This window comes from Leuconostoc pseudomesenteroides KCTC 3652, assembly GCF_014634745.1.
GTDB classification, from domain to species: Bacteria; Bacillota; Bacilli; order Lactobacillales; family Lactobacillaceae; genus Leuconostoc; species Leuconostoc pseudomesenteroides.
In genome coordinates this window covers 127,948-153,501 of record NZ_BMBP01000003.1, presented here as the reverse complement: position 1 = coordinate 153,501, position 25,554 = coordinate 127,948, and the positions used below count along the sequence as shown (strand labels likewise).

Sequence of the window (25,554 nt, the reverse complement as noted above, 5' to 3'; positions counted from 1 at the left end):
GAGAAAAACAAACGGTAGTAACGTCACTAAGGTTGTATCATGGCGTGTCATTGAATGACCAAGTAAGCGTTGATTGCAGTTGTTTATCCAATAATGAGGACTTAATGATCGTTGCTGGATTGAGTGAAAGACGGAAACTTTTATCAGGATTGTGGTTCAAACTAACACTTTTCTGGCTGTTTTCTGATTGACCTTGCCAAAAAGTGGTTGCATGATCCGATAACTCATCATCGCCATACATGAGTTTGAGATCATGACGCGTTATCTTGTCAGTTGTGCCATTTGCCTCCCAGTCGCTAGTTTGCGCAACTGTGATGTCATAGGTGATAGCTGCTTCTAAGTTGATGAGATCAAGCTTTCCTGTTGACATATTAGTTGCTATCGGTAACTTTCCGCCACCAAAGTCGCTCGCATTTAGTGTACCAAAAACAATGTTTGACGCAGCATCAATTGTCGGTGCTTGCGCCCAGACGTAGGTGACAGGACGAGTGGCTTCACTATTCCACATATCAGTAGTTGATACAAGTGTCCCCTTAGGATTGTGAACAGTTCCGGATCCCACTTCCTGCCAGCTTGCGGCAGTTGTTTTGTAGTTTTGTCCGTTATCACTAAAAATAGTTTTGGTGGCTGGTGCTACGCGGAATGAAGGGTCAGCGAGGAACATAGTATTTTTACCCAGTGTTATTTTCCAAAGGTGGTTAGTGTTACTAAACATCGTTTCACAAGATTGCAATGAGTTTGTTTGCCAACTACTTAAATCCAAAGTTACTACACCACTGTATGCAAACATGTTTTTCATAGTTGACACATTGCTTGTATTAAAATTAGCAAAATTTACTGATTTTAAACTTGCAGTATTTTGAAACATACTTTCCATGGATACATTTGTAGCATTTCTCTCCTGTCCCCAACCTGAAAGATTCAGATTTGTCAATTGACCAGCATTATAAAACATGTGCCTAAACGTAGTGACTTGGCTGACGTCCCATTTATTGATATTCAGATCCGTTAAGTGAGTGTTTGAAAACATTTCTGCCATATCAATGACGTTAGTTGTTTTAAAATCTACTAAAGTCAGATTATTTAGTTTAGAAGTCCTATTGAACATGCCGTTCATTTTGACATCGGTTGCACTTCTTTCGGATCCCCAGCCTGACAAGTCCAAATCAGTTAGTTGTGAAGCATCATAAAACATAACCTGAAACGACGTGACTTGATTGACGTCCCAATTGTGTAAATCAAGTTTTTCTAAGCTGGTGACATAAAACATTTGCGTCATATTGATAACGTTGGTTGTTTTGAAGTTTGTCAACGTCAAGTTTTTAAGATTGGGCGTGTTTTGAAACATACTGCTCATAATAACGTTATTAGCACTACGGTTCTCACCCCAATTAGATAGATCCAAGGTGGTAAATTTGGCACTTAGGAACATTCCTTGAAACGTCAGCACTGTATCAACATTCCAACTGTGAAGATCAAGCGTCGTCAAAGCAGTTGCACTAAACATATAAGCCATGGTCGTCACATTATCAGTTTTAAAGTTGGTCAGGTTTAAACTGGTTAACGCACTGGTGTAGGCAAACATATAATCCATTACAACCGAAGCAGCTGATCGATTATCACCCCAATTAGATACATCTAAAGTTATTAATTTATCTGCCCCATAAAACATATAAGTAAAAGATGTAACTTTATTGACATCCCAGTTGCTTAAATCTAATTCAGTTAATCCAGTTGCTCGAAATGTGTAAGACATATTAGTGACGCTAGCAGTCTTAAAATTGCTTAGGTTTAAAGTGGTTAACGTACTGGTACCATCAAACATGTAGGCCATACTTGTAGTGACAGATGAATCATTATTTCGCCAACTTGATAAGTTCAAAGCCGTGATCTTTGCCTTTTGGAACATGTTAGCAAACGTTGTGACTTTGGCGACGTTCCAAGTGTGTAAATCCAATTCAGTTAAGCCAGTATATTGGAACATGTATGACATATTAGTGACATTGGTTGTTTGAAAATTCGTTAGTGTTAAGTTGGTCAAGGCAGATGTACCAGAAAACATGTAAGACATGCCAACAGTCGATGCGGTACGATTAGCACCCCAATTTGATAGATCCAAGTCTGTTAACTTTGATGCATTCGTAAACATATGAGAAAACATTGTGACCTGTGTGACGTCCCAATCACTAAGTGCCAAGTTGGTTAAGACGATACCACGAAACATATAGTTCATACTAATGACGTTAGTGGTTTTAAAATTTGCGAGTGTTAAACTTGTGAGAGCACTAGTAGCGTCAAACATATAGTCCATACTGACATTTCTTGCTGTTCGATTAACACCCCAATTTGATAAATGTAGCGTCGTTAATTTGGTAGCACTTTGAAACATGTAATTAAATGATGTAACTTTTGTAACATCCCAATCACTAAGGTCTAAGCTAGTCAGGGCTGAGAGTTGAAACATATAAGCCATAGTAGTGACATTGGTAGTTTTAAAATTAGTTAGATTTAAGTTTGTCAAACCACCATTGTTGGAAAACATGTAACTCATATTGACGTCTGTTGCTGTCCTATTGAGTCCCCAGCCAGATAGATTAAGTGTTTCCAACTTGGACATTACACCCGTAAACATATTACTAAAATTTGTTACTTTAGTGACGTCCCAATCACTTAAATCTAAATTAGTCAAACCAGTCGAACGAAACATCACAGACATATTGATGACATTCGTTGTTTTGAAGTTTGTCAAAACTAAGTTAGTTAAAGCACTCGTGGCATCAAGCATATAACTCATATTGACATTTGTTGCTGTTCGATGCGCACCCCAACTTGATAAATTCAAAGTGGTCAAAGCCGTCGCGCCAGAAAACATATAGGCAAACGTTGTTACTTTATCGACGTTCCACGCACTCAAGTCTAAACTGGTCGCGAGAGTACCATAAAACATATAAGACATATTCGTCACATTACTGGTATTCAACAAACTAAAATCAGGATTAGTCAGGCCTTTACTATTGTAAAACCAATAAGCCATTGAAGTGACATTACTCGTATCAAAATTTTGTAAATCAATAAATTCACTGAGTTGCCCTAGATTAGCGAATAAATAAGTCACATTGGGGTCTACTGTGACATTAGCTTCAAATTGAATTTTCTTGACTTGAGTGGCCACCAAATCAGCGGCTACCAAATTCTGATCAATTCTCTGTGCTAATTGCCCCGCCCCAAAAACCAACAAACCAGTATCCGAATCAAATGTCCAAGTACTAGTGCCGTTCGTGTTTGTCGTTATTCCTCGTGGTGCCTTTGCAGACGAAGCTGGTTTGCTATCCGCTTTCGCCACCGTTGGTTGTTCAACTGGTGGGTCTGTTTCTTCTGGCTGTTCCGCTTGAGCTACTTCAGGTGTCTCGGGTTCATCAGGTTCCGGCTCTGTTGGCTGACCGTCACCCGTATCACCAGTAACGACGCGCTGAATCAATTCTTGCAAGTCAGAGCGACCGTCATTTGGTAGACGTAGCTTTGTATCTGTTTTGACGTCATCAGCTGTCATCACTTCGGCAGCTGTCACGGCCTGTACTGGACCTGTGACGGTTAATAAGGTAATTAATATTGGTAAGTAGAATTGCTTGTTCAAACGCATGATTTTTCTCCATTAGTAGCCTAGATCCTCATTCTACTAGGGGGGGTGGAAGACCACGTGACAATTTCTTGAAGAAAGTGTGATAATTTGAGACAAATATATGTCTATATAATCAACATGATAATGTTATTTTACTTATAAAAGTGTCGATACTAACAAAATTATTGACAATAAATAAGATTTGTCTTAAAATAATGATAAGTTAATAAATCAATGAAGCGAAGAGTAGATGAGGCGTGGCAATATAGCGAGTCGGGATAGTGAAAGCCGGTATGACGCAATTTATTGAAGATGAACGTGGATGATGTCGCATGGTGCAAGCTGTGTGTCCGGCTGAACGCCGTTATCGTGATGAGTGCACATTGTGCTGAATTTGGGTGGTACCACGTTTTGACGTCCCTGTTAATCTTAGGATTAACAGGGACTTTTCATTTTTAACGACTAAAAAAAGAAAGAAGAAGTATAATGATTAGTAGACATCTCGTTTTACAGACTGACTTTGGCCTGCAAGATGGTGCGGTAAGCTCAATGCGTGGCGTTGCCTACGGCGTGGCTGATAACATTGTCGTTAGTGACTTAACCCATGGGATCACGCCTTTTAATATATTTGAAGGATCCTTTCGGCTGTTCCAGACATTTCGCTATTGGCAAGCTGGTACGGTATTTGTTTCGGTAGTTGATCCCGGCGTGGGGTCCAATCGGTTATCGATTATTGCTAAGACAACAACAGGGCATTATATTGTGACACCAGATAATGGTACCTTGTCTCATTTACTAACTAACGGCTTGATTGAAAGTGCCCGTGTGATTGACGAAACAACGCAGCGGTTGCCGGGATCAGAAAAATCAGCGACGTTCCATGGGCGCGATATTTATGCTTTCAATGGGGCCAAATTAGCTAGTGGGCAGACACGATTTGAGGATTATCGTCAGAGTGTGTCAGTAGATGATTTAGTTCGTTTGCCAATTACACCGGGGCGTTATCAAGAAACGCAGTACGGACAGCCACAACTTGTTGGTAACATTGATATTACTGATGTTAACTTCGGATCATTATGGTCAAACATTCCTATCAGTGAGTTTGAGAAGCTGAACTTGGTATATGGCGATACTTTGCGTGTTCAAATAACGCATCATGATCATGTTTTGTTTGATGAGGTCTTGCCTTATGTGCATACCTTTACAGATGTTAATCCAGGAGAACCATTGATTTATATTGACTCGGTGTATACAGTTGCTTTTGGCGTCCACACTGGTAGTTTTGAGCAGACGTATCACGTTGGTGCTGGTCAAAATTGGGCGGTCGTACTTACCAAAGAAGCACAATAGATGACAGAATAATTAGGAGAAAAACGATGAGTGAACAACGCAAAAAATCAGGACTATCTGTACGGGCAGTAGTCGCAACTGGAATCGGTGCAGCAGTTTTCTTTATTTTGATGAAGTATATTGCGATTCCAACAGGTGTTCCTAACACCAATGTTAACGTGGCTGAAGGTTGGTTGGCTTTGATTGCTGGGTTATTTGGACCAGTAGTTGGCTTTTTAGTAGGGATTATCGGGCATACGTTGACTGACGCCACTTATGGTGCGCCTTGGTGGTCATGGGTGTTGGCAGATGGCGTTTTTGGTCTACTGCTTGGTTTGAGCAAGCGCTTTTTAGATTTGCAAGGTGGGGATTTAACGGCTAAAAAGCTGATTCAATTCAACGTTTGGCAGATTGTTGCCAACGTTGTGTCATGGGTAGTGATTGCGCCAATTGGCGATATTTTAATTTATAAGCAGCCAGCTAACAAGGTCTTTTTGCAAGGCATTGTGGCAGCAATTGTGAATATTTTGTCAGTGGCAATCATTGGCTCAATCTTAATTGTGGCTTATGTAAAGTCACGTCCCAAAAAGAGTTCGTTGCGTAGCGAATAGTTCTCATGCGGCAATTGTCGCGTACATAGGAGTCATCATGCCGGAACCGATAATTGATTTTCAACATGTCACATTTAAATACAATGCACAAGCCGAACCAACCTTACATGACGTGAGTTTTCAGATTTATCCGGGTGAAAAGGTTTTGATTGCTGGTGCCTCAGGCTCTGGTAAAACCACATTGTTACGGTTGCTTAATGGCTTGATTCCTCAAGCTTATCAGGGAGATGTGACTGGTCAATTATTATTAAATGGCAAAAATATTTTGGATCAATCCCTATTTGAACTTTCGTTACAAGCTGGAACTGTATTACAGGATGCAGATGCGCAGTTTGTTGGCATGACTGTGGCTGAAGATATCGCTTTTGCATTGGAAAATGATACACAACCGGTGAACAGTATCAAACAAAAAGTTGCAAAGTGGGCGCAACGTTTTGGTTTAGGTGAGCGCCTGAATTTGGCACCACAAGATTTATCAGGTGGGCAAAAGCAACGCACTGCAATGGCTGGTGTGTTAATTGACGACGGGAAGTTGTTACTATTTGACGAACCTTTGGCGAGTTTGGACCCAGCTGCTGGACATGCTGCTATGAAAATGATTGCTGAATTGCAGGCTGAACGTGATTTGACGGTAGTCATTATTGAGCATCGCATTGAAGAAGTGTTGGGGGCAGATATTGACCGTGTGATTGTAATGTCTGACGGTAAAATTGTTGCGAATGGCACACCAGACGAGATCGTACAAGCTGGCGTATTACTGGATAATGGGCTAGATGAGCCGCTTTATGTGCAATTATTGCGCCAAGCTGGTGTGGCGATTACCAATTTGCCACATGTGTCTGATTTGAATCAAATTGATGTGACGCCATATCGCGACCAAATCGCAGCTATTGGTCAATCTGTAATACCAGCTAAACTTGCCGATCCGCAACTCATCATCCAAAATGTTTCATTTGGTTACAGTGCGGGACAACAATTGTTCAACGCGTTGTCAACGACAATCCACACCGGTGAAATTCTCGGCATTGTCGGTAAAAATGGTTCTGGTAAAACGACGTTATCACATTTACTAACAGGATTTTTACAACCAAGTAGTGGTGATGTTTTATTGCATGGCGAGTCTGTCTTAAGACAATCAATTAAAGAACGCGCCGACCACATTGGCTACGTGTTGCAAAATCCCAACCACATGATTACGAAATCAACAGTTTATGATGAAGTCGCCAGTGGTTTGATATTACGCCAAGTGGATACTGACACCATTGAAAAACGTGTGCGTGATATGCTCAAGTTAGTTGATTTAGATGGCATGCGCCACTGGCCAATTTCCGCACTTAGTTTTGGTCAGAAGAAGCGATTGACGATTGCTGCTGTCTTGGTCTTACAACCAGAAATTTTAATTTTGGACGAACCAACAGCTGGTCAAGATGCGACGCATACGGTTCAATTATTGACTTTCTTGCAGAAAATCAACACCCAACAGCAGACTACAATAATTATCATCACGCATGACATGCATTTGCTGGCAAATTTTGTCCAGCGTGTGTTGGTCATTGTTGACGGCCAGTTACTGGCAGATACGACACCGGCTGAATTATTGGCTGACGAAGAACTGGTCACAGCAGCAAGCTTGCGGACAACGAGTGTCTATCGTTTGGCGAAACGTTTGGCGATTAAGCAACCGGAAAAACTCAATGCTGCGATAAGGAAGTAATATGAACAATTCGTTATTTGGATATAAAGCGCGTGACACATGGATGAACCAAACAACTGGCACAGCTAAGCTAGTTGGCTTTTTGGCGTTGACAACAGTTGGTATGGTTTCTTATGATACGCGTTTTCTGGTGGCACTGGTTATTTTATCTTTTATACTGATTAAAATTTCGCACATTCAATATCGCGAATATGCCTTATTGTTGAAATTAGTGATTTTTATTGGGGTCCTTAATTTAATTATGATTACAGTTTTAGCGCCACAATACGGTGCAGAATTGTATGGTTCAAAACACGTGTTATTTGGTAGTGGTTATTGGACAATCACACAAGAGCAGTTGTTTTATGAATTAAATCTACTATTAAAGTATGTTTTTTCATTTCCATTATCAATTGTATTGTTATTTACGACTAATCCAAGTGAGTTTGCCTCTGGCTTAAACAAAATTGGGGTGCCGTACAAAGTGTCTTATGCAGTTGCCCTGACGCTTCGCTATATCCCAGATGTTCAAAGCGATTACCACACAATTAGTTTGGCGCAACAGGCGCGTGGCTATGAAATTTCTAAAAAAGCATCCTTAACAAAACGTATGAAAGGTGCCGTGCAAATTATTTTGCCGTTAGTTTTTTCTAGTTTAGATCGCATTGATACAATTAGTCAGGCAATGGAATTGCGACGCTTTGGTCGCTATAATAAACGTACATGGTACCAAGATCAAAAATTTTCTGGTCGTGACTTTGGCATGATAATTGGTACATTAATCATCGTCGCGATTGGTATTTTGTTAGTATTTCAAAATGGGGGGCGCTTGTGGAATCCATTCAATTAACTTCATCACAGTGGCAAGAAAATGCCCAACAATATCAACCAGCTTTAATGGCTGATTTGCTTCAATTTTTGGCTATTCCATCAGTGCTTGATCCAACAACAGCTAATATCCAACGCCCGTTTGGCACAGGCATTGATATGGCACTTAAATTTATTAGTGATATAGCGCAGCGTGACGGGTTCAAATTCAATCGAGTAGCTGATAACATGATTGTTGTTGTTGACTATGGTCCGGAAGACGCGTCGGAAACTGTTGGGGTATTGTCGCATGTTGATGTTGTACCCGCAGGGGATGCGTGGACGGTAACATTGCCATTTAGTCCCAAAATTGAGGGCAATCGATTGTACGGGCGTGGTTCTCACGATATGAAAGCCGACCTATTAGCTGCCTATTATGCAGTCAAACAGCTCAAAGATATGGGATTTCAACCAAAACGAAAGATTAGATTGATTTTCGGTAGTGATGAAGAGTCAGATTGGCGTGACATGCAGGCTTACTTAACGGAAGTGGGGGAGCCGACATTAGGATTTTCACCCGACGGGGCGTTTCCAGTCGTACCAGGTGAAAAGGGTGTGCTGACTTTGGCGATCAAATTTCAAGGTGTCACCACTAGCGCATGGCAATTGCATCACTTTCATGCTGGTGAACGTGATAATGTCGTACCAGGCATGGCAACAGCTGATATCGAGCTACCAAGTCATGTTGATATCAATGGTTTTTTGGGCGCCTACGAACGTTATTTGAATGACACCCCAATAATTTCTGGTGTTGGTCAATATGATGATGGGCATATCTTACTAACGTTATACGGAAAATCAGCGCATGGCGCTTATCCAGAAACTGGATTGAATGCTGGTACGTACTTGGCCCATTTTTTGGTTAATTATGGTTTCAACCAGCAAGCCCACGCATTTCTGGAATTTTTAGGGATTGCTAACCACCAAAATGTCTTTGGTGAGAAGTTGGGGCTAGTGTATCACGATGACATTATGGGTGATTTGACATTAAACATTGGGCAGATGACGTTTAATGAAAACGCTGAATCAGAAATCAGGATCAATTTCAGATATCCGATGGGTATTACTGAGACGGCAATTTTAACACAGGTGCAGCGACACATGGGTGATTTGATCGGCAAAACATTTAAGCAAGAGTCTTTTGGTAATCAACCACACATGGTCGATTTGAACGATCCAATTGTGACAACACTAGAAAATGTTTACGCCGAACATACACACACAGCCAAACAATACAAAATTTCTAATGGCGGTTCTTATGCACGTTTGCTCAAGCGCGGTGTCGCTTTTGGTGGTCAATTTCCCGATGTTCCTGTCATTAGTCATCAACCTAATGAGTATGTTCTGATTGACAATATTCCCAAGACTCAAGCGATTTTTGCCCATGCGTTATATGAAATTTCTCGATGAAATTGAGGTATGAGTAAAAATTGAGTACAAAACGTAAAATAAGTTACCTGTGGAAATAATTTTGCGAAACACTTGATAATAATAGGCGATATGTAGTATCATTAATACCTGTGAATGCATAAAATTATGCGTGCACTCCTTGCAGCTAAGGCTGCCAGAGACCAAAAGGAGGAAATACAATGGCTACATCATACGAATTGACTTATATTGTTCGCCCTGACTTGGATGCGGATGCAAAAAAGACGCTTGTTGAGCGTTTTGACGGCATTTTGACAAACAACGGTGCAACAATTCAAAAGTCAGCAGATTGGGCAACACGCCGCTTTGCTTACGAAATTGCTGGTTACCGTGAAGGTACTTACCACATTATCAACTTTACAGCTGAAGGCGATGCTGCTACTAATGAATTTGATCGTTTGGCTAAGATCTCACAAGATATCTTACGTCACATGATTGTTAAGCGCGACGCAGAGTAATCTGAATTTCCACTGGGAAAGGAGCTTTTAAATGATTAATCGAGTAGTATTGATTGGGCGATTGACCCGCGATGTGGAATTACGTTATACCCAATCGGGTGTAGCTGTCGGCACGTTTAGCTTGGCGGTTAACCGTCAGTTCACTAACGCAAGTGGTGAACGCGAAGCTGACTTTATTAACGCAGTTATTTGGCGTAAAGCAGCTGAAAATTTTGCTAACTTCACTGGAAAAGGCGCACTTGTTGCGATTGAAGGTCGTTTGCAAACAAGAAATTATGAAAACAATGCAGGTCAACGTGTTTACGTGACCGAAGTTGTTGCGGATAATTTCTCATTACTAGAATCCCGTGCTGAAAGTGAAAAGCGTCGTGCACAAAACGGCTCTTCAAATAGCAATGCGGGTGGCTATAATAATGGTTCAAATGATCATTCATTTGGCGGTAATGATAATTCGTTTAGTGGTGTTGATCCTTTTGCTAGTGCGAACCAAGGTTCAGCTAACAAGTCAGCAGCCGCTGAAAAAGATGCACCTAACCCATTTGCGGCTAGTGGCAACACTGAAATTGATATATCAGATGATGATTTACCATTTTAAATTAAATTAAACACTAAGAAAGGAGCTTTATTATGTCAGAACAAAACTCACGTCCACAAAACTCTGAACGTCCACAACGTTCACGTCGTCCACAAGGCGGCCCACGTCGTCGTCGTAAGGTTGATTTTATCGCTGCTAATCACATCGAATACGTCGACTACAAGAACACTGAATTGTTGGAGCGTTTCATTTCAGAACGTGGTAAGATTTTGCCACGTCGTGTAACTGGTACTTCTGCCAAGAACCAACGCAAGGTAACAACTGCTATCAAGCGTGCTCGTATCATGGCTTTGTTGCCTTTCGTTACGGAAGACTAATTCAGCTTAAAACCCAAGAAGTGATTCTTGGGCTTTTTTTTGTTGTATTTTTGACGAGATTATCTCATTTTAACCACAGGCCACCCTGTGGTAAAATAGTAGATATGAAAGTTACGAGGAGTAACGCGTGAAACGATTTTTTAATTTTAAAAATTTACCTATTTTTTTCCAGAATACAAAATTAGGCACGGTTGCCTTGCTGCTATTAGTGGCGAGTGTGATGAGTGTTGTTTTTGCGGTAATCATTAACTGGATATTTGGTTTAATTTGGTTGGTGGTAGTTGTGATTGGACTTGTCTTCAGTGGGCAAGCGTTCAAAGAGGTTAGCGAAAACGCGCAAGAATACTTATCAGGATTAGGTTATCGTATTGCCCGTAGTGAACAAGAAGCTTTGATTCGTATGCCAATTGGTATTATATTACTGAACCAAGACCAAAAAATTGACTGGATTAACCCCTATATGCAGTCTTATTTGGACAAAAGAGATGTGCTAGGTTTGGAATTATCAGAACTTGATAGTACGCTTGCGCAGGAAATTAACAATTATGCTGATTCGTCTGACACGAACACCATTACTTGGCAAGAGCGACAGTTTTCATTATTTGTTCAACAAAATTTACGGGTTATTTATTTAATGGACATCAGTGAATATGCTGCCATTGCTAAACAATATGAGGATCATCAATTGTTCAGCGGTTTGGTATCGGTGGATAATTATGAGGAAGTAACTGAGGGGATGAGTGAATCAGAGACCTCAACGTTACGCACATTTGTCACGCGCTCATTATCCGATTGGGCAGCAGATCATCAAATCTATATTCGTCGCTTAAACACAGTGCATTACGTGATGTTTGGTTATCAATCTGCCTTGGAAGAGGCGGAAGCTGACAAGTTCAGTGTTTTGAAGGCGATTCGTGAAGCAACAGCCCAACAAAACTTACCGGTCACTTTATCAATTGGTATTGCCTATGGCACGCCAGATATTAATCAGCTGGCAAAACTAGCGCAAACTAATCTTGACTTGGCGTTGGGGCGTGGTGGCGATCAAGTCGTCGTTAAGGCTGAGGATTCGGCAGCACGTTTTTATGGTGGTGCTACCAACCCTATGGAAAAGCGGACTCGCGTTCGTGCGCGCATGGTTTCGCAGACCATATCTGAGTTAATTGAACAGGCTGATAACATTATGATTGCGGGTCATGCGATGCCAGATCTTGATTCAGTCGGTGCTGGATTAGGCGTATGGCGACTAGCCCAAACCAAAAACAAACCGGCGTTTCTCGTGATAGATGAAAAGCAAGTATACAGTGATATCAAATTATTACTGGCCGAACTTAGAAAAAGTCCTGCTGACTTTGTAGCACCCGGATCAAATATTAATGATTCCATTATTGATGAAACGCGCGCGCTTAAATTAGTACGCGATAATACGTTACTCGTTTTGGTTGATCACGCTAACACTAATATATCGGGTGCATCACAATTATTGGCACGACTAGGAAATCGTGTCGTTGTTATTGACCATCACCGTCTGGCTGAGCAAGGGTTAAAAGATAAACCGTTAATGTCTTATATTGAACCATACGCATCATCAACTTCGGAGTTAGTGGTTGAATTGTTGCAGTACCAAGATCAGTCAAATGCGCCAATTACAAAAATTGAAGCCACAGCAATGCTTGGTGGTATCCAGATTGACACAAAAAACTTTACTTTACGTACCGGTTCACGTACTTTTGATGCAGCAAGTTATTTGCGTGCCAATGGTGCGGATAGTAATCTAATTCAGTCGTTTATGAAAGAAAAGTTTACGGATTTCAAAGCACGAACCCACTTGATTAACTTAGCAGAGATTCAGGATGGTAATGCGATTGTGACCGGTGAAAACCAGAATAATTATTCGGGGCTAATTACGGCTCAAGCAGCCGACGAACTGTTGCAAATCAGCGGCGTTGATGCTTCATTTGTGATTACTAAGCGTCAAGATGGTCGTGTTGGAATTTCCGCACGTTCAACTGGTGAGCGTAATGTTCAACGTGTGATGGAGGCCCTCGGTGGTGGTGGCCATTTATCTAATGCTGCCACACAAATTGCTGATGTCACGACTGATGAAGTGAAACAACAATTGTTAGACGTATTGACTGAACAAAAAGAAGAATGAGGTTTTAAAAATGAAAGTTGTATTTTTAGAAGATGTTAAAGGTCGCGGTAAAAAAGGTGAAGTCAAGGATGTTCCTGATGGTTATGCCAATAATTTTTTGATAAAAAATAAAAAAGCTGAGCCGGCGACGGGCAAGAATTTAGGTGCAGTTAAGGGCCGCCAAAAGGCAGAAGAAAAAGCCTCTGCGGAAGAGTTAGCAGAAGCACAAAAGTTGGCTCAGTTCTTTGAGGACGAGAAAACAGTTGTTGAATTGACTGGTAAGTCAGGCGCTGATGGGCGTTTATTTGGTGCAATATCCACCAAACAAATTGCTGCCGGACTGGAAAAGCAATATCAAATTAAGATTGACAAACGTAAGATGGTACTCAACCAACCAATTCATGCTTTGGGCTATACGAATGTCCCTGTTAAGCTTCATCGTCAAGTGACAGCTAACTTGCGTGTGCATGTAAGCGAGGGTTAAGATGGATAATCCGGTATCAAATGAATATCGGCAGGTGCCACAAGATATTGACGCTGAACGAGCAGTGCTTGGCGCCATCTTTTTTGATGTCAAATCAGAGAACGCCATGATTGAGGCAAGTGCAATTTTGGCACCGGACGATTTCTATCGACAAGCCAACCAAACCATTTTTAAGGCAATGCAATCCTTGATTGAGGATAACCGTCCCATTGATATGTTGACATTGCAGGACAAATTGAACAGCATGCAGCAACTTGATAATGTTGGTGGCATGCCCTATTTGGCAGAAATATCTGAATCGACGGCTTCTGCAGCCAACTTAAAACATTATGCTAATATCGTCCGAGAGAAAGCAATTTTACGCAAAATGATTGATACGTTAACACGTAGCATGTCGTTAGCTTATGATGCAGCAGAACCAAGTGAAGATCTACTAGACCAATTATCGCGTAGTATCGATACCATTGCCGAAAATAGAGGTAGTGAGGATTTTCGAAAAATTAAAGATGTTATCCGCGAATATCAGGCTAATCTAGATGAGGCTGTGAAAAATGACAGTGATGTTGTTGGTTTATCCACAGGATTTCCAGAAATGGATAAAATAACACACGGTTTTCGTAATGATCAAATGATTGTTTTTGGTGCTCGTCCAGCAGTTGGTAAAACAGCGTTTGTACTTAATATTGCGCGTAATGTGGCAAAAAATGAACAAGTACCTGTCGTTATTTTTGAAATGGAAATGAGTGCGACAGACATTGTTGGTCGGTTATTAGCTGGTGAAGGATCTATTGATTCTAACCATTTGACAACGGGACAAATGACGCAAGAAGATTGGCAAGCACTCACATTGGCGATGCAATCTTTGGCACAAATGCAAATCTACATGGACGATACCGCAGGTATTAAAATCAATCAAATTAGTGCAAAATTGCATCAACTTGAACGTGATTTGTTGAATGAAATGTCACCGGAAGAACGTGTGCAAAATCCACACCCAATCGGACTTGTTGTCATTGATTATTTAGGCTTGATTGAGTCAAATAACACCGAAAGCCGTCAACAAGCAGTTTCTGAAGTATCAAGATCGATTAAAAAATTAGCAAAAGAATTAAGCACACCCATCATAGCACTTGCCCAGTTGAGCCGTGGCGTGGAACAACGTACAGATAAACGTCCAATTCTTTCTGACTTGCGTGATTCAGGTTCTATCGAACAAGATGCTGATATTGTTGCTTTTCTGTATCGTGATGATTATTCTCGTGATGACGGTGAAGATGGCGAAGGGGATCCACGTGAAGAACAAGAAGCAGTACCAATTGAAGTAATTTTTGAAAAGAATCGTGCTGGTGCACGAGGAACTGCAACATTGATGTTTAATAAGCCAACTTTCAAATTTAATGCCATGGCACCATTGTATCGTGATGATATGAATGCTGGCGTTCCAGACATGAGTTCTGGTTGGTAAAAAAAGCGCATCTGCGCTTTTTTATTGGAAAAATATATATTTAACGGTCGAAATGATAAGGATGAGAGCCAAATAGAAAGGTGTTCCTCGCCAAAAATTTTGCCAATCAGCCTGAGAAAGATGGAATCCTAACAACAGACTGACTAAAATGAAGATAATAATGATGTTTCTAATGTGCCAACCAGTAACCCAGCCAAAAGATAACAAGAACCAAATAGTTAGGCATATTCCGAGAATTGGTGCTAAACTAATAAAAAAATTACCCAGTCGTTGATAGTAGCTTTTGGGATTATATTCGCGATTAACATAGCCTAATATGCCATCATCACTGATTTGCCAGAGACAAAAGCTGACAATGTGATGTCGAAAAATCAAGGCGACAGTCAAGTGGCTTAATTCGTGTATGACGACGCCAAAAAAACTTAAAATAGCTGTGAGGGCATAACCTAGCCACCGATTGAGTTGATCCGTTAAGTAAGATGAGAGACTGCCTACTAAATAAACAACAGTAATTGGCAGGATAAAGAAAAAAAGTAGCTGCTCACCCACCGTGTTTAGCCAATCAGTCATTTTCTAGTAAATCTACGAATGAGGCACCAACCAGCGATGCAACATCTACGGGATTAATTTTGTCAGAGCGACCTAACTCACCACCACTGACCAAAATATATGGTGCTTTTTGAGCAGTTTGTTCGAAGAAAATTGGAAAGTGCTTGTTTTGCCAAATACCGACAGGATTATTGGCGCCGTGAATGTAGCCGGTTGTTTTTTGTAATACTTTTAGTGGCAACATGCTAACTTTTTTATTACCGGAAGCAGCGGCTAATTTTTTTAACGATAAATGTGATGTAATAGGGAGAACAGCAACAATTGGACCAGTTTTGTCACCTTCTGCGGCTAACGTCTTGTAGATATCATCATGTTTCACGTGAAACGTTTCCAAAATAGCATCACGTTCGGCTTCTGATTTGTCAAGAATGTTGAGAGACAGTGCTTCATATGGAATGTTATGCTTCTCCATTACCTGTTCAGGCAATGTTTTTTTCATTTTCTTTTTACTCATGCTCATATTTTACCACAATTGGAACAACCAATGAAATGACTGGTCAGACCAATATGTGATATACTTATTAACATTATGTCAGAACCTATATATGTGACCGTGCAAGCGGACTTAAAACAAAAAATTTATCAAGGCGAATTTGCTAATTTGAAATTACCAGATGAGCGATCACTAGCTGAACAGTACAATGTTTCCCGTTCGTCAATCAAAAGAGCACTCAATGTGCTTGTTCAACAAGGGGTTATTTTCAAAAAACGAGGTAGTGGTACCTTTGTCAATCCATTATATTTGAAGAACCACGCTATTTTTCAGCATGAAGGATCAAATCTTGGTGTCTCTGATTCTTTTCGTGTCGACGGCAAAGCACCGGCAATCGAATTAATAGATTTCAAAGTCATTCCGGCAACACCAGAACAACAGCAAGCGCTTTTCTTAAATGAGGGTGATTTTGTTTATGAAATAAAACGATTGCGTCGCTTAGAAGGTGTGCCATTTATGATTGAGCGTGGCTATGTGCCAATTAGTGTTTTACCCGGTTTAAATCGTGATATTGTTTCAGGTTCAGTGTATGAATATATTGAAAAAAATAAACATCGCTCGGTCACAAAGTCCTTTATGACAATTATGGCTGAACCATCAAATAAAGAAGATCAAAAGCTGTTAAAACTCACTGAAAAAGAACCAGTTGGTATTATGGAAGGCATTTTTTTCATGGATGACGGCACGCCATTAGAATTTTCAACAATGCGTTTGCACTATAAATATCTTCGTTATAATGCCTTTGTCAGCCTTGACTCAGAATGAAATACTGCGATTAGCAGTTTTTTTATGGCATTTCAATCAATTGGACCGTACCAAAAATGTATGTGCGCCAACCAAAATAACAATAGACCTGAACCAATCTAATCTTTCTTCTTGAACTCACTACTAAAATCAGTTATACTGTAAGAGTAAATAGCGGAAGTAGATTCGTGGTTTACGATTCTCTCAAAAAATAAGGAGTACTTAATCTCATGGCAGATTTCGATTCAAAAGAGTACTTAGAACTCGTTGATAAGTGGTGGCGTGCAACCAACTACTTGTCAGCAGGGATGATCTTCTTGAAGAGCAACCCATTGTTCTCAGTAACAAACACACCAATCCAAGCCGAAGACGTTAAAGTAAAGCCAATCGGTCACTGGGGAACTATTTCAGGTCAAACATTCTTGTATGCCCATGCAAACCGCTTGATCAACAAGTATGATTTGAACATGTTCTATATCGGTGGTCCAGGTCACGGTGGTCAAGTTATGGTCACAAACGCTTATTTGGATGGCGAATATACAGAAGATTACCCAGAAATCACACAAGATTTGGCAGGTATGAGCCGTTTGTTCAAGCGCTTCTCATTCCCAGGTGGAATCGGATCGCACATGACAGCTCAAACACCAGGTTCATTGCATGAAGGTGGTGAATTAGGTTATTCATTATCACACGCCTTTGGTGCTGTTTTGGACAACCCAGACCAAATTGCTTTTGCAGTTGTTGGTGATGGTGAAGCTGAAACAGGTCCATCAATGACATCATGGCACTCAACAAAGTTTTTGAACGCCAAGAACGATGGTGCTGTATTGCCTATTTTGGATTTGAACGGCTTTAAGATTTCTAACCCAACAATTTTCTCACGTATGTCTGATGAAGAAATCACAAAGTTTTTTGAAGGTTTGGGTTATTCACCACGCTTTATCGAAAACGATGACATTCATGACTACACTGCTTATCACGAATTAGCAGCCAAGGTCTTGGATCAAGCAATTGAAGATATCCAAGCTATCCAAAAGGATGCGCGTGAAAATGGCAAGTACCAAGACGGTACAATTCCTGCATGGCCAGTTATCATTGCTCGTTTGCCAAAGGGTTGGGGTGGTCCAACACATGATGAGAATGGTGATCCAATCGAAAACTCATTCCGAGCTCACCAAGTGCCATTGCCTTTGGCACAAAACAAGCTTGAAACTTTGACACAATTCGAAGAGTGGATGAACTCATACAAGCCAGAAGAATTGTTCAACGCAGACGGTTCATTGAAAGATGAATTGAAAGCAATTGCACCTAAGGGTGACAAGCGTATGTCAGCTAACCCAATTGCCAACGGCGGTCGTCGTCGTGGCGAAAAGGCGCAAGACTTGACTTTGCCTGATTGGCGTCAATTTACCAACGATATCACAGATGATAATCGTGGTACAGAATTGCCAAAGCAAACACAAAACATGGACATGACAACACTTTCAAACTATTTGGAAGAAGTTATGAAGTTGAACCCAACATCATTCCGTGTCTTTGGTCCTGACGAAACAATGTCAAACCGTTTGTGGAGCCTCTTTAACACAACTAACCGTCAATGGATGGAAGAAGTTAAAGAACCAAATGATCAATATGAAGGTCCTGAAGGACGTATCTTAGATGCGCAATTGTCAGAACACCAAGCAGAAGGTTGGTTGGAAGGCTACACATTGACTGGCCGTGTTGGTATCTTTGCTTCATACGAGTCATTCTTACGTGTTGTCGACACAATGATTACACAACACTTCAAGTGGTTGCGTCACGCTTCAGAACAAGCATGGCGTAATGATTACCCATCATTGAACTTGATTGCAACGTCAACTGCGTTCCAACAAGATCACAATGGTTACACTCACCAAGATCCAGGTCTATTGACTCACTTGGCTGAAAAGAAGTCAAACTTCATTCGTGAATACTTGCCAGCCGATGGTAACACATTGTTGGCTGTTCAAGCACGTGCCTTCTCAGAACGTCATAAGGTTAACTTGTTGATTGCTTCAAAGCAACCACGTCAACAATGGTTTACAGCTGACGAAGCTGATGTATTGGCTAACGAAGGTTTGAAGATTATTGATTGGGCATCTACTGCTCCATCAGGTGATGTTGATATTACATTTGCATCTGCTGGTACAGAACCAACAATCGAAACTTTGGCCGCTTTGTGGTTAATCAACCAAGCGTTCCCAGAAGTTAAGTTCCGCTATGTCAACGTTGTTGAATTGCTACGTTTGCAGAAGAAGTCAGAACCTAACATGAACGACGAACGTGAGTTGTCAGACGAAGAATTTAACAAGTTCTTCCAACCAGAAACACCAGTTATCTTTGGCTTCCACGCGTATGAAGATTTGATTGAATCATTCTTCTTCGAACGTAAGTTTGAAGGTGATGTATACGTTCATGGTTATCGTGAAGATGGTGACATCACAACGACATACGACATGCGTGTGTACTCACACTTGGATCGTTTCCACCAAGCTAAGGAAGCAGCAGAAATCTTGTCAGCAAATGGTAAGATTGATCAAGCAGCCGCTGATACATTTATCGCTAAGATGGATGACACATTGGCAAAGCACTTCGAAGTCACTCGTAATGAAGGACGCGATATTGCAGAATTCACTGACTGGAAGTGGTCAGCACTTAAGTAAGACAAAGTGCGACTTTGCCATTGGTGAAAGAATAAGCGAATCAGTTAATTCTGGTTCGCTTTTTTGTTTGTAAATATGTAGAATGGTTGTATTGAGTAAAATTAAGGTGAAAAATCATGTTAAAAAAAGACGGCTTGACACACGTTCCTAATTTAGATTATGAAAGCCAAGATAGCTTAGACGATTTAATCGAACGTGCAATTTCACTCGGATTTAAAGAATATACCATCGCTGAAATGGCGCCTTTACCAGATGAAGCAAATGTAATCCAACCACATCCAGGTCTCACGTCAGATGATTTGTCAACTTACAAATTAGAAGTGGATCGAGTAGTTGATCAGTATCAGAACCAAATCGTTATTAAACGTGCTTTTGAGATCAATTATTTTTCGCCTTATGAAAACCAGATGCGTCAGTTCTTGCGTTCGCAAATAGATTGGGTTGATGAGGTAATTTTGTCAGTGCATTTTATACCAGATGATATGGGTATATTACGGCGTATTGATGATATTGATATCATTAAAAAATATTTTGCAACAACGCTAACAACACCTCAAGAGTTCTATCAACGTTATTTTGCATTGATGGCTCAGAGTATTGAAGCAATCCTTGGTGTCAACAAACCCATTCGAATTGGTGATTTTGGGATTATTAAGCGTTTCCAAAAGACATTGAATCTGCCTGATTTTGATGACAATATTTACAAGCAGATAGGTGATATATTTCAAATGATGATGACGCGTGGCTACCAGTTGGAAATTAATGCTGCTGGCTTCAATGATGTGGGTTATGGAGATACTTATCCAGCGCTGGAAGTAGCTGCTTCAGCTTTTGATATGGGGATTGAAGTGATTTATAGTTCTCATGCCCACAGTGTCAGTGAGGTGGGTCAGTTTTTCAATGAAATAGAAGAGGTTATCAAATGAAAAAAGCAGCATTCTTTGACTTTGACGGTACTTTAGCAAATACCGAAAAATTATCTGTATTGGCAACACAACAGGCCTTTAAACAAGCTAATTTACCTGTACCCGACGCGCAAGATATTGTCCATTATCAAGGCGTTCCAATTGAAACATCATTTTCAAAATTAGGTGCAAAAGATTTAAATTCGTCAGAATTGCAGATATTATATACGTATTTTCGTGCTGCCTATCAAAATGGCGAATCTGAAGACACTATAACAGCATTTCCAGGAATTGCATCGGCATTAGCACAACTCCAAACTGCTGGTGTTGAGTTGTTTATTATGACCAGCAAAAAGTCTGCCGTAGCGCAACGTAATCTAGCGATTCTGGACATTAACCAATATTTTAGCGACATTTATGGTTCGGATCGTGTCGTTGCATTTAAGCCACTACCGGGTGGTTTATTACAAGCTATGAGGGAGCACAATATTGATTACAGGCAAGCTGTGATGATAGGTGATGCAACTTTTGATATTGACGCTGGTAATGCGGCTGGAATTGATACAATTGCAGTTACGTGGGGATCACATGACCAGGCGATTTTAGAAAAATCTCGACCTAATTATCTGATTAGTGACGCAAAACAATTAACGGAGATAATTATCAATGAGTGATCAACGTGCCGATAAATTGGGTGAGTTGTGGGACGTTTATACCCGCCAACGACAATTAACTGGGCGAACACATCGACGAGGGGAACCGCTAGCGCAAGGAGAATATCATATGGTTGCTAATGCGCTTGTTTTTAATCAAGACGGAGAGTTACTAGTTCAGCAGCGATCGTTTAAAAAAATGGCATTACCAGGTGGCTGGGTTTTGGCGACCGGTGGGTCAGTTCTGCAAGGAGAAACATCATTAGAGGGTATTCAACGAGAGGTCGTCGAAGAATTAGGCGCACAAGCAACTCACTTTGAAAGAATCCGAACTAGTTGGGAAAAAGATTGGTTCGATGACTTGTATGTTACCCGAATTAATCAGCCATTGGACAGCTTGAAGATTCAGACTTCTGAAGTTGAGCAAGTGACTTGGCTATCAATTCCTGCCGCACAAAGGATAAGCAGTGACCCTGATTATTTAGACGACGATATTCTAATAAAAGCACAGCGCATAGCCCTTAATATGATATAATTTGTTTTTATTATTTTAATTATAAATTGTCTGGTGATAACTCACAGGCTCGAGGGAGAAACTATGTCTGATTTTTTTAAGTTAGATCGCAATATTCAATTGCGAATCGTGATGATGTTTATCACAATTGCAATTGGTTCTTCAGTGGGCCCAAATATGACAATATATTATGTAGATTATTTCGGTCCGTTTGTAACTGGGATATTATTAGTGGCAGTCCAAGTGGCAGGCTTTATAGCTGGTCTATATGGTGGTCATTTGGCTGATACTTGGGGCAGAAAACGAGTGATGATTGGTGGCATTGCGGTTATGACGGTTGGCTATATTCTAGCAGCTGCCATGAATTCACCATTATATATTAATCCATATTTAACGTTTTTTGGTTTTTTAATGGCGACTTTGGGTATTAGCTTTGCCTCACCTGCCGAAGAAGCAATGATGATTGATGTATCAACATTACAAAATCGTAAATTCATCTATGCCATGATTTATTGGGTCATTAATTTGGCGGTCATGATTGGAGCGGCTTTGGGCGGCTGGTTTTTCAAAACAGCCCGATTCGAGCTGCTTCTGGGCACAGCATTAGGGGCGCTATTGAGTTTGGTCATTGTTGTCATATGGATTACTGAAACATTTCCTGCTTCAAAGCGAACCGTGCATGGTCAATCAGTCTGGTCAGTAGTTAAAAGTTATCGAGAAGTTTTTGCTGATAAACGTTATCTTAAGTTTATGATTGCTGCTGTTGGAGCGACGGTCATTTTTTCGTCACCAGATTATTATTTAGCGGCGCACTTAGGACAGAGTTTCCACAATACAACGCTATTTGGGGTAACAATTTTTGGTCAACGCATGCTTTCTGTAATTACTGTAACCAATACCTTGATGATTGTGTTATTGATGGGAACCATGACCAAACTCTTTCAGAAGTGGTCAAACATGAAAGCAACTGCCGTAGGGACTGCGATGCAAGGCGCAGGTTTTGCACTATCATTTCTATTGAATGATTTTTGGCCACTATTTTTGGTGGCAATTTTTCTGACACTAGGGGAAATGATTGTGACACCGGCACAGCAATCGTTGCGTGCGGAAATGATGAACCAGCAAAAAATTGGCACTTATAGTGGCTTCAGTGCTGCAATGCGACCAGTTGGTTTTATTATTTCGTCTGCTATCGTTAGTGTTTCTGCGTTTATCGGCAATATTGGCGCCGCAATGATTTTACTGATTGCTACTGGCATCAGCATTTGGTTTACGTATTTATCTGTTGTGATGTTGCGTGAGAAAAGAACCGTTTAATTGATAAAAATAACAATCAATGTTTTGAAAGCGATTACTTTTTGCTATAATGTAGTTACAATAAAATTGGAGCTCAGACATGTCAGAAATAAAAATTGTGTCCATTGATATTGATGGCACGCTATTAAACGATGATCGACAAATTACCCCTGACGTGAAGTCAGCTATTCAAGCAGCCATGGCACAAGGCGTTAAAATCGTGATTACAACGGGACGTCCCCTACCAGGTGTGCAAGATATTTTAGATCAACTAGAGATTGCTGGCAGTGAGCAATTTGTCATTACACACAATGGTGGTTTAATGCAAACTGCTGATGGTTCTCGTATTCTCTTTCAGGCGGCACTGCGTTTATCAGAATATCAGCAAATTAATGATTTCATGCGCGAACAAACTACCTATATTCAGGCAGAAAGTCAAAATGCTGCTTATACGACCAACCATTTGGTTCACCGTTGGGCAAGCTTTGAAAATGCTTTAGTCAAATTACCACTCCATGTCGTTGATGATGTTAAGGATTTGGCAGAAGTTGAAATCATTAAAGGCATTGCTAACGATGAGGCTGATGCATTAGACCGTGTTCAGGCATTAATTCCAACAGCGATTACTGAAGCAGTTTCCGTCATTCGATCAACGGCAAATAATTTGGAATTTATCAATCAGAAAGCTTCAAAAGGAAATGCCTTAGCCGCACTTGCACAGTCTCTTAATATTGATATTAAAGATACAATGGCAATCGGCGATCAAGAAAATGATTTTTCAATGATCGAAGTTGCTGGTCTGGGCGTTGCGATGGGTAACGCCATTAAAAAGATTAAAGACATTGCTGATGTTGAGACAGTGTCCAATAATGAATCCGGCGTTGCAAGAGCACTTGAGAAGTATGTTCTAAAATAGTGCCATCTAAAAATGATTACTGATATAAGCCAAGGAGGCAGAAGATGAAAGTTACATTAAGTGGAAAAGAAGTTGAATTAGAAGGGGAACCAACAAAAGTTGGTGAGGCAATGCCACACTTCAAGTTGTTAGACCAATCAGGTGAAAAGGTTAAAACAGCTGACTTACTAGGTAAAGTCACACTTATTTCTGTTGTACCAGACCTGAATACTGATACATGTTCATTGCAAACACGCCATTTTAATCAAACTGTTGATCAATTCGATGGTGTTAATTTCATCACTGTATCAACAAACACAGTTTCAGAACAACGCGATTGGTGTGCTGCGGAAGGCGTGCATAATTTGAGAATGTTGTCGGATGAACAAGAATCATTTGGCTATGCAACAAAATTATATGTACCGGACACTGGCTTTGATACACGTTCTGTTTATATTTTGGATGCAACAGGGACTGTGATTTATGCACAAATCGTACCAGAAATATCTGAAGAGCCAGACTATGATGACGCTTTGAAAGCCCTATCAAAAGCTTTAGAAGCATAAAGATAGTCATTTGAATGAACGATTACAGTTTCACCTGTGGTCGTTTTATTGTGGGGTAATCAACTGATTTTAAAATTCGGTTAGCTATGTATTTAAGACGTTTTTTTTGATAGAATGGGTGTAGTAGTGATATTTTACCTATAAAAATTTGGAGTTAGACATGCCGGAACCTAAATTGAAACTTTTTTCGTTGAGTTCAAATGAGCCACTTGCTCAAAAAATCGCCGATTCAGTAGGCGTGCCGTTGAGTGAAATTTCTGTTAAACGCTTTGCTGACGGTGAAGTACAAATTAACATTGAAGAAAGTATTCGTGGTGATAATGTATTCGTGATTCAGTCCACTTCTGCGCCTGTCAATGATAATTTGATGGAGTTGTTGATTATGATCGATGCTTTGCGTCGAGCCAGCGCTAATCAAATTAATGTTGTATTACCTTACTATGGTTATGCCCGTCAAGACCGTAAAGCACGTTCTCGCGAACCGATTACTGCCAAGCTTGTCGCTAATATGCTGGAACGTGCTGGCGCAACGCGTGTGCTGGCACTTGACTTACATGCTGCCCAAATTCAAGGATTTTTTGATATTCCAATGGATCATTTGCAAGGGGCACCGCTATTAGCCGATTATTTGATTGAATCAGGAATAGCCAACAAGCAAAATGCGGTGGTTGTGTCACCAGATCATGGTGGTATGACGCGTGCGCGTAACCTTAATAACATGCTGGGATTAGAATCACCGGTGGCAGTAATTGATAAACGCCGCCCAAAGCCAAATGTTGCTGAAATTGGCAGCATTGTTGGTGATGTCGCAGGAAAAACGGCAATCATGATTGATGACATGATTGATACCGCAGGAACCATTACACAGGGTGCACAGCTAATTATGGCGCATGGTGCTAAAGAAGTGTATGTTGTGGCATCGCATGCTGTATTTTCAGGTCCAGCAGTGGAACGCCTACAAAATTCAGTATTCACAAAGGTTATTTTGACAGACTCAATTAATTTACCGGAAGAAAAGAAGTTTGAAAAACTAGAAATTGTTTCCGTTGGTGAATTAATCGGCGAAGCGATTCGTCGTATTAGTAACAATGAAGCAATCAGTTCTCTTTTCAAAACACGTTTCCATCGCAGAAGCCATTAAGTTCTGTCTCAAGTTTACCAATCATTTGATGTGATTGGTTTTTTTTATCAGCGT

General features: G+C 40.6%; 23 protein-coding genes. 20 read left to right on the top strand and 3 right to left on the bottom strand.

What is annotated here, in order from left to right; all coding sequences use genetic code 11:
• Nucleotides 1–37: 37 nt before the first annotated feature.
• On the bottom strand, nucleotides 38–3,640 hold the full coding sequence (locus IEU65_RS05265) for a BspA family leucine-rich repeat surface protein (protein WP_010278742.1): 3,603 nt from the start codon (nucleotides 3,638–3,640) through the stop codon (nucleotides 38–40).
• Nucleotides 3,641–4,105: 465 nt separating this feature from the next.
• Between IEU65_RS05265 and IEU65_RS05260 the strand changes: the two genes are divergently transcribed.
• The 11 genes from IEU65_RS05260 (at nucleotide 4,106) to dnaB (ending at nucleotide 15,000) form a co-directional block, all read left to right on the top strand.
• Nucleotides 4,106–4,969, top strand: coding sequence for an SAM hydrolase/SAM-dependent halogenase family protein (locus IEU65_RS05260; protein WP_010278740.1), 864 nt, complete (start codon nucleotides 4,106–4,108; stop codon nucleotides 4,967–4,969).
• A 26-nt stretch (nucleotides 4,970–4,995) separates the two neighbouring features.
• Complete coding sequence (locus IEU65_RS05255) at nucleotides 4,996–5,559, top strand: ECF-type riboflavin transporter substrate-binding protein (RefSeq protein ID WP_004911153.1); 564 nt, start codon at nucleotides 4,996–4,998, stop codon at nucleotides 5,557–5,559.
• Nucleotides 5,560–5,596: 37 nt separating this feature from the next.
• On the top strand, nucleotides 5,597–7,273 hold the full coding sequence (locus IEU65_RS05250) for an ABC transporter ATP-binding protein (protein WP_010278737.1): 1,677 nt from the start codon (nucleotides 5,597–5,599) through the stop codon (nucleotides 7,271–7,273).
• A gap of 1 nt (nucleotide 7,274) precedes the next feature.
• Nucleotides 7,275–8,102: an energy-coupling factor transporter transmembrane component T family protein gene (locus IEU65_RS05245; RefSeq protein ID WP_010278733.1), complete on the top strand. Its 828-nt coding sequence runs from the start codon at nucleotides 7,275–7,277 to the stop codon at nucleotides 8,100–8,102.
• A complete protein-coding gene (pepV, locus tag IEU65_RS05240; protein WP_010278729.1) occupies nucleotides 8,084–9,529 on the top strand; it encodes a dipeptidase PepV in 1,446 nt (481 codons plus the stop codon). The genes IEU65_RS05245 and pepV overlap by 19 nt, the downstream gene beginning before the upstream one ends.
• A 179-nt stretch (nucleotides 9,530–9,708) precedes the next feature.
• Nucleotides 9,709–10,005 carry a 30S ribosomal protein S6 gene (gene rpsF, locus IEU65_RS05235; protein WP_004911142.1) on the top strand — a complete coding sequence of 99 codons (297 nt, stop codon included), beginning with the start codon at nucleotides 9,709–9,711 and terminating at the stop codon, nucleotides 10,003–10,005.
• Nucleotides 10,006–10,036: 31 nt separating this feature from the next.
• Entirely contained in the window at nucleotides 10,037–10,600 is a 564-nt protein-coding gene (ssb, locus tag IEU65_RS05230) for a single-stranded DNA-binding protein (protein WP_139968538.1), read from the top strand.
• 32 nt (nucleotides 10,601–10,632) lie between these two features.
• On the top strand, nucleotides 10,633–10,917 hold the full coding sequence (gene rpsR, locus IEU65_RS05225; RefSeq protein WP_139968539.1) for a 30S ribosomal protein S18: 285 nt from the start codon (nucleotides 10,633–10,635) through the stop codon (nucleotides 10,915–10,917).
• A 127-nt stretch (nucleotides 10,918–11,044) separates the two neighbouring features.
• Nucleotides 11,045–13,072 carry a DHH family phosphoesterase gene (locus IEU65_RS05220; protein WP_010296104.1) on the top strand — a complete coding sequence of 676 codons (2,028 nt, stop codon included), beginning with the start codon at nucleotides 11,045–11,047 and terminating at the stop codon, nucleotides 13,070–13,072.
• Between the two features lie 10 nt (nucleotides 13,073–13,082).
• Complete coding sequence (gene rplI, locus IEU65_RS05215) at nucleotides 13,083–13,535, top strand: 50S ribosomal protein L9 (protein ID WP_010296101.1); 453 nt, start codon at nucleotides 13,083–13,085, stop codon at nucleotides 13,533–13,535.
• Between the two features lies 1 nt (nucleotide 13,536).
• Nucleotides 13,537–15,000 carry a replicative DNA helicase gene (gene dnaB / locus IEU65_RS05210; RefSeq protein WP_010296097.1) on the top strand — a complete coding sequence of 488 codons (1,464 nt, stop codon included), beginning with the start codon at nucleotides 13,537–13,539 and terminating at the stop codon, nucleotides 14,998–15,000.
• Between the two features lie 21 nt (nucleotides 15,001–15,021).
• Here dnaB and IEU65_RS05205 read toward each other — a convergent pair whose 3' ends face one another.
• Both IEU65_RS05205 and IEU65_RS05200 read right to left on the bottom strand, forming a co-directional pair.
• Entirely contained in the window at nucleotides 15,022–15,570 is a 549-nt protein-coding gene (locus IEU65_RS05205) for a hypothetical protein (RefSeq protein ID WP_147651150.1), read from the bottom strand.
• Nucleotides 15,563–16,063 carry an aminoacyl-tRNA deacylase gene (locus IEU65_RS05200; protein WP_010296095.1) on the bottom strand — a complete coding sequence of 167 codons (501 nt, stop codon included), beginning with the start codon at nucleotides 16,061–16,063 and terminating at the stop codon, nucleotides 15,563–15,565. The genes IEU65_RS05205 and IEU65_RS05200 overlap by 8 nt, the downstream gene beginning before the upstream one ends.
• A 75-nt stretch (nucleotides 16,064–16,138) precedes the next feature.
• Here IEU65_RS05200 and IEU65_RS05195 point away from each other — a divergent pair, with 75 nt between their 5' ends.
• The 9 genes from IEU65_RS05195 to IEU65_RS05155 all read left to right on the top strand — a co-directional run bounded on the left by IEU65_RS05195 (nucleotide 16,139) and on the right by IEU65_RS05155 (nucleotide 25,500).
• The gene (locus tag IEU65_RS05195) at nucleotides 16,139–16,867 is read left to right on the top strand and encodes a GntR family transcriptional regulator (RefSeq protein ID WP_010296092.1); all 729 of its coding nucleotides are present in this window, start codon (nucleotides 16,139–16,141) and stop codon (nucleotides 16,865–16,867) included.
• Nucleotides 16,868–17,076: 209 nt separating this feature from the next.
• Nucleotides 17,077–19,530: a phosphoketolase family protein gene (locus tag IEU65_RS05190; protein ID WP_147651151.1), complete on the top strand. Its 2,454-nt coding sequence runs from the start codon at nucleotides 17,077–17,079 to the stop codon at nucleotides 19,528–19,530.
• Nucleotides 19,531–19,646: 116 nt separating this feature from the next.
• Entirely contained in the window at nucleotides 19,647–20,456 is an 810-nt protein-coding gene (gene hisJ, locus IEU65_RS05185) for a histidinol-phosphatase HisJ (protein WP_010295995.1), read from the top strand.
• Entirely contained in the window at nucleotides 20,453–21,109 is a 657-nt protein-coding gene (locus tag IEU65_RS05180; RefSeq protein WP_010295993.1) for an HAD family hydrolase, read from the top strand. Before hisJ ends, IEU65_RS05180 begins: the two co-directional genes overlap by 4 nt.
• A complete protein-coding gene (locus IEU65_RS05175; RefSeq protein ID WP_010295990.1) occupies nucleotides 21,102–21,623 on the top strand; it encodes an NUDIX hydrolase in 522 nt (173 codons plus the stop codon). The genes IEU65_RS05180 and IEU65_RS05175 overlap by 8 nt, the downstream gene beginning before the upstream one ends.
• Before the next feature lie 63 nt (nucleotides 21,624–21,686).
• Nucleotides 21,687–22,919: an MFS transporter gene (locus IEU65_RS05170; RefSeq protein ID WP_147651153.1), complete on the top strand. Its 1,233-nt coding sequence runs from the start codon at nucleotides 21,687–21,689 to the stop codon at nucleotides 22,917–22,919.
• A gap of 79 nt (nucleotides 22,920–22,998) precedes the next feature.
• Nucleotides 22,999–23,814: a Cof-type HAD-IIB family hydrolase gene (locus tag IEU65_RS05165; protein ID WP_010295985.1), complete on the top strand. Its 816-nt coding sequence runs from the start codon at nucleotides 22,999–23,001 to the stop codon at nucleotides 23,812–23,814.
• Between the two features lie 44 nt (nucleotides 23,815–23,858).
• Complete coding sequence (tpx, locus tag IEU65_RS05160; protein ID WP_010295983.1) at nucleotides 23,859–24,359, top strand: thiol peroxidase; 501 nt, start codon at nucleotides 23,859–23,861, stop codon at nucleotides 24,357–24,359.
• A 160-nt stretch (nucleotides 24,360–24,519) separates the two neighbouring features.
• On the top strand, nucleotides 24,520–25,500 hold the full coding sequence (locus tag IEU65_RS05155) for a ribose-phosphate diphosphokinase (RefSeq protein WP_010295979.1): 981 nt from the start codon (nucleotides 24,520–24,522) through the stop codon (nucleotides 25,498–25,500).
• Nucleotides 25,501–25,554: the final 54 nt, after the last annotated feature.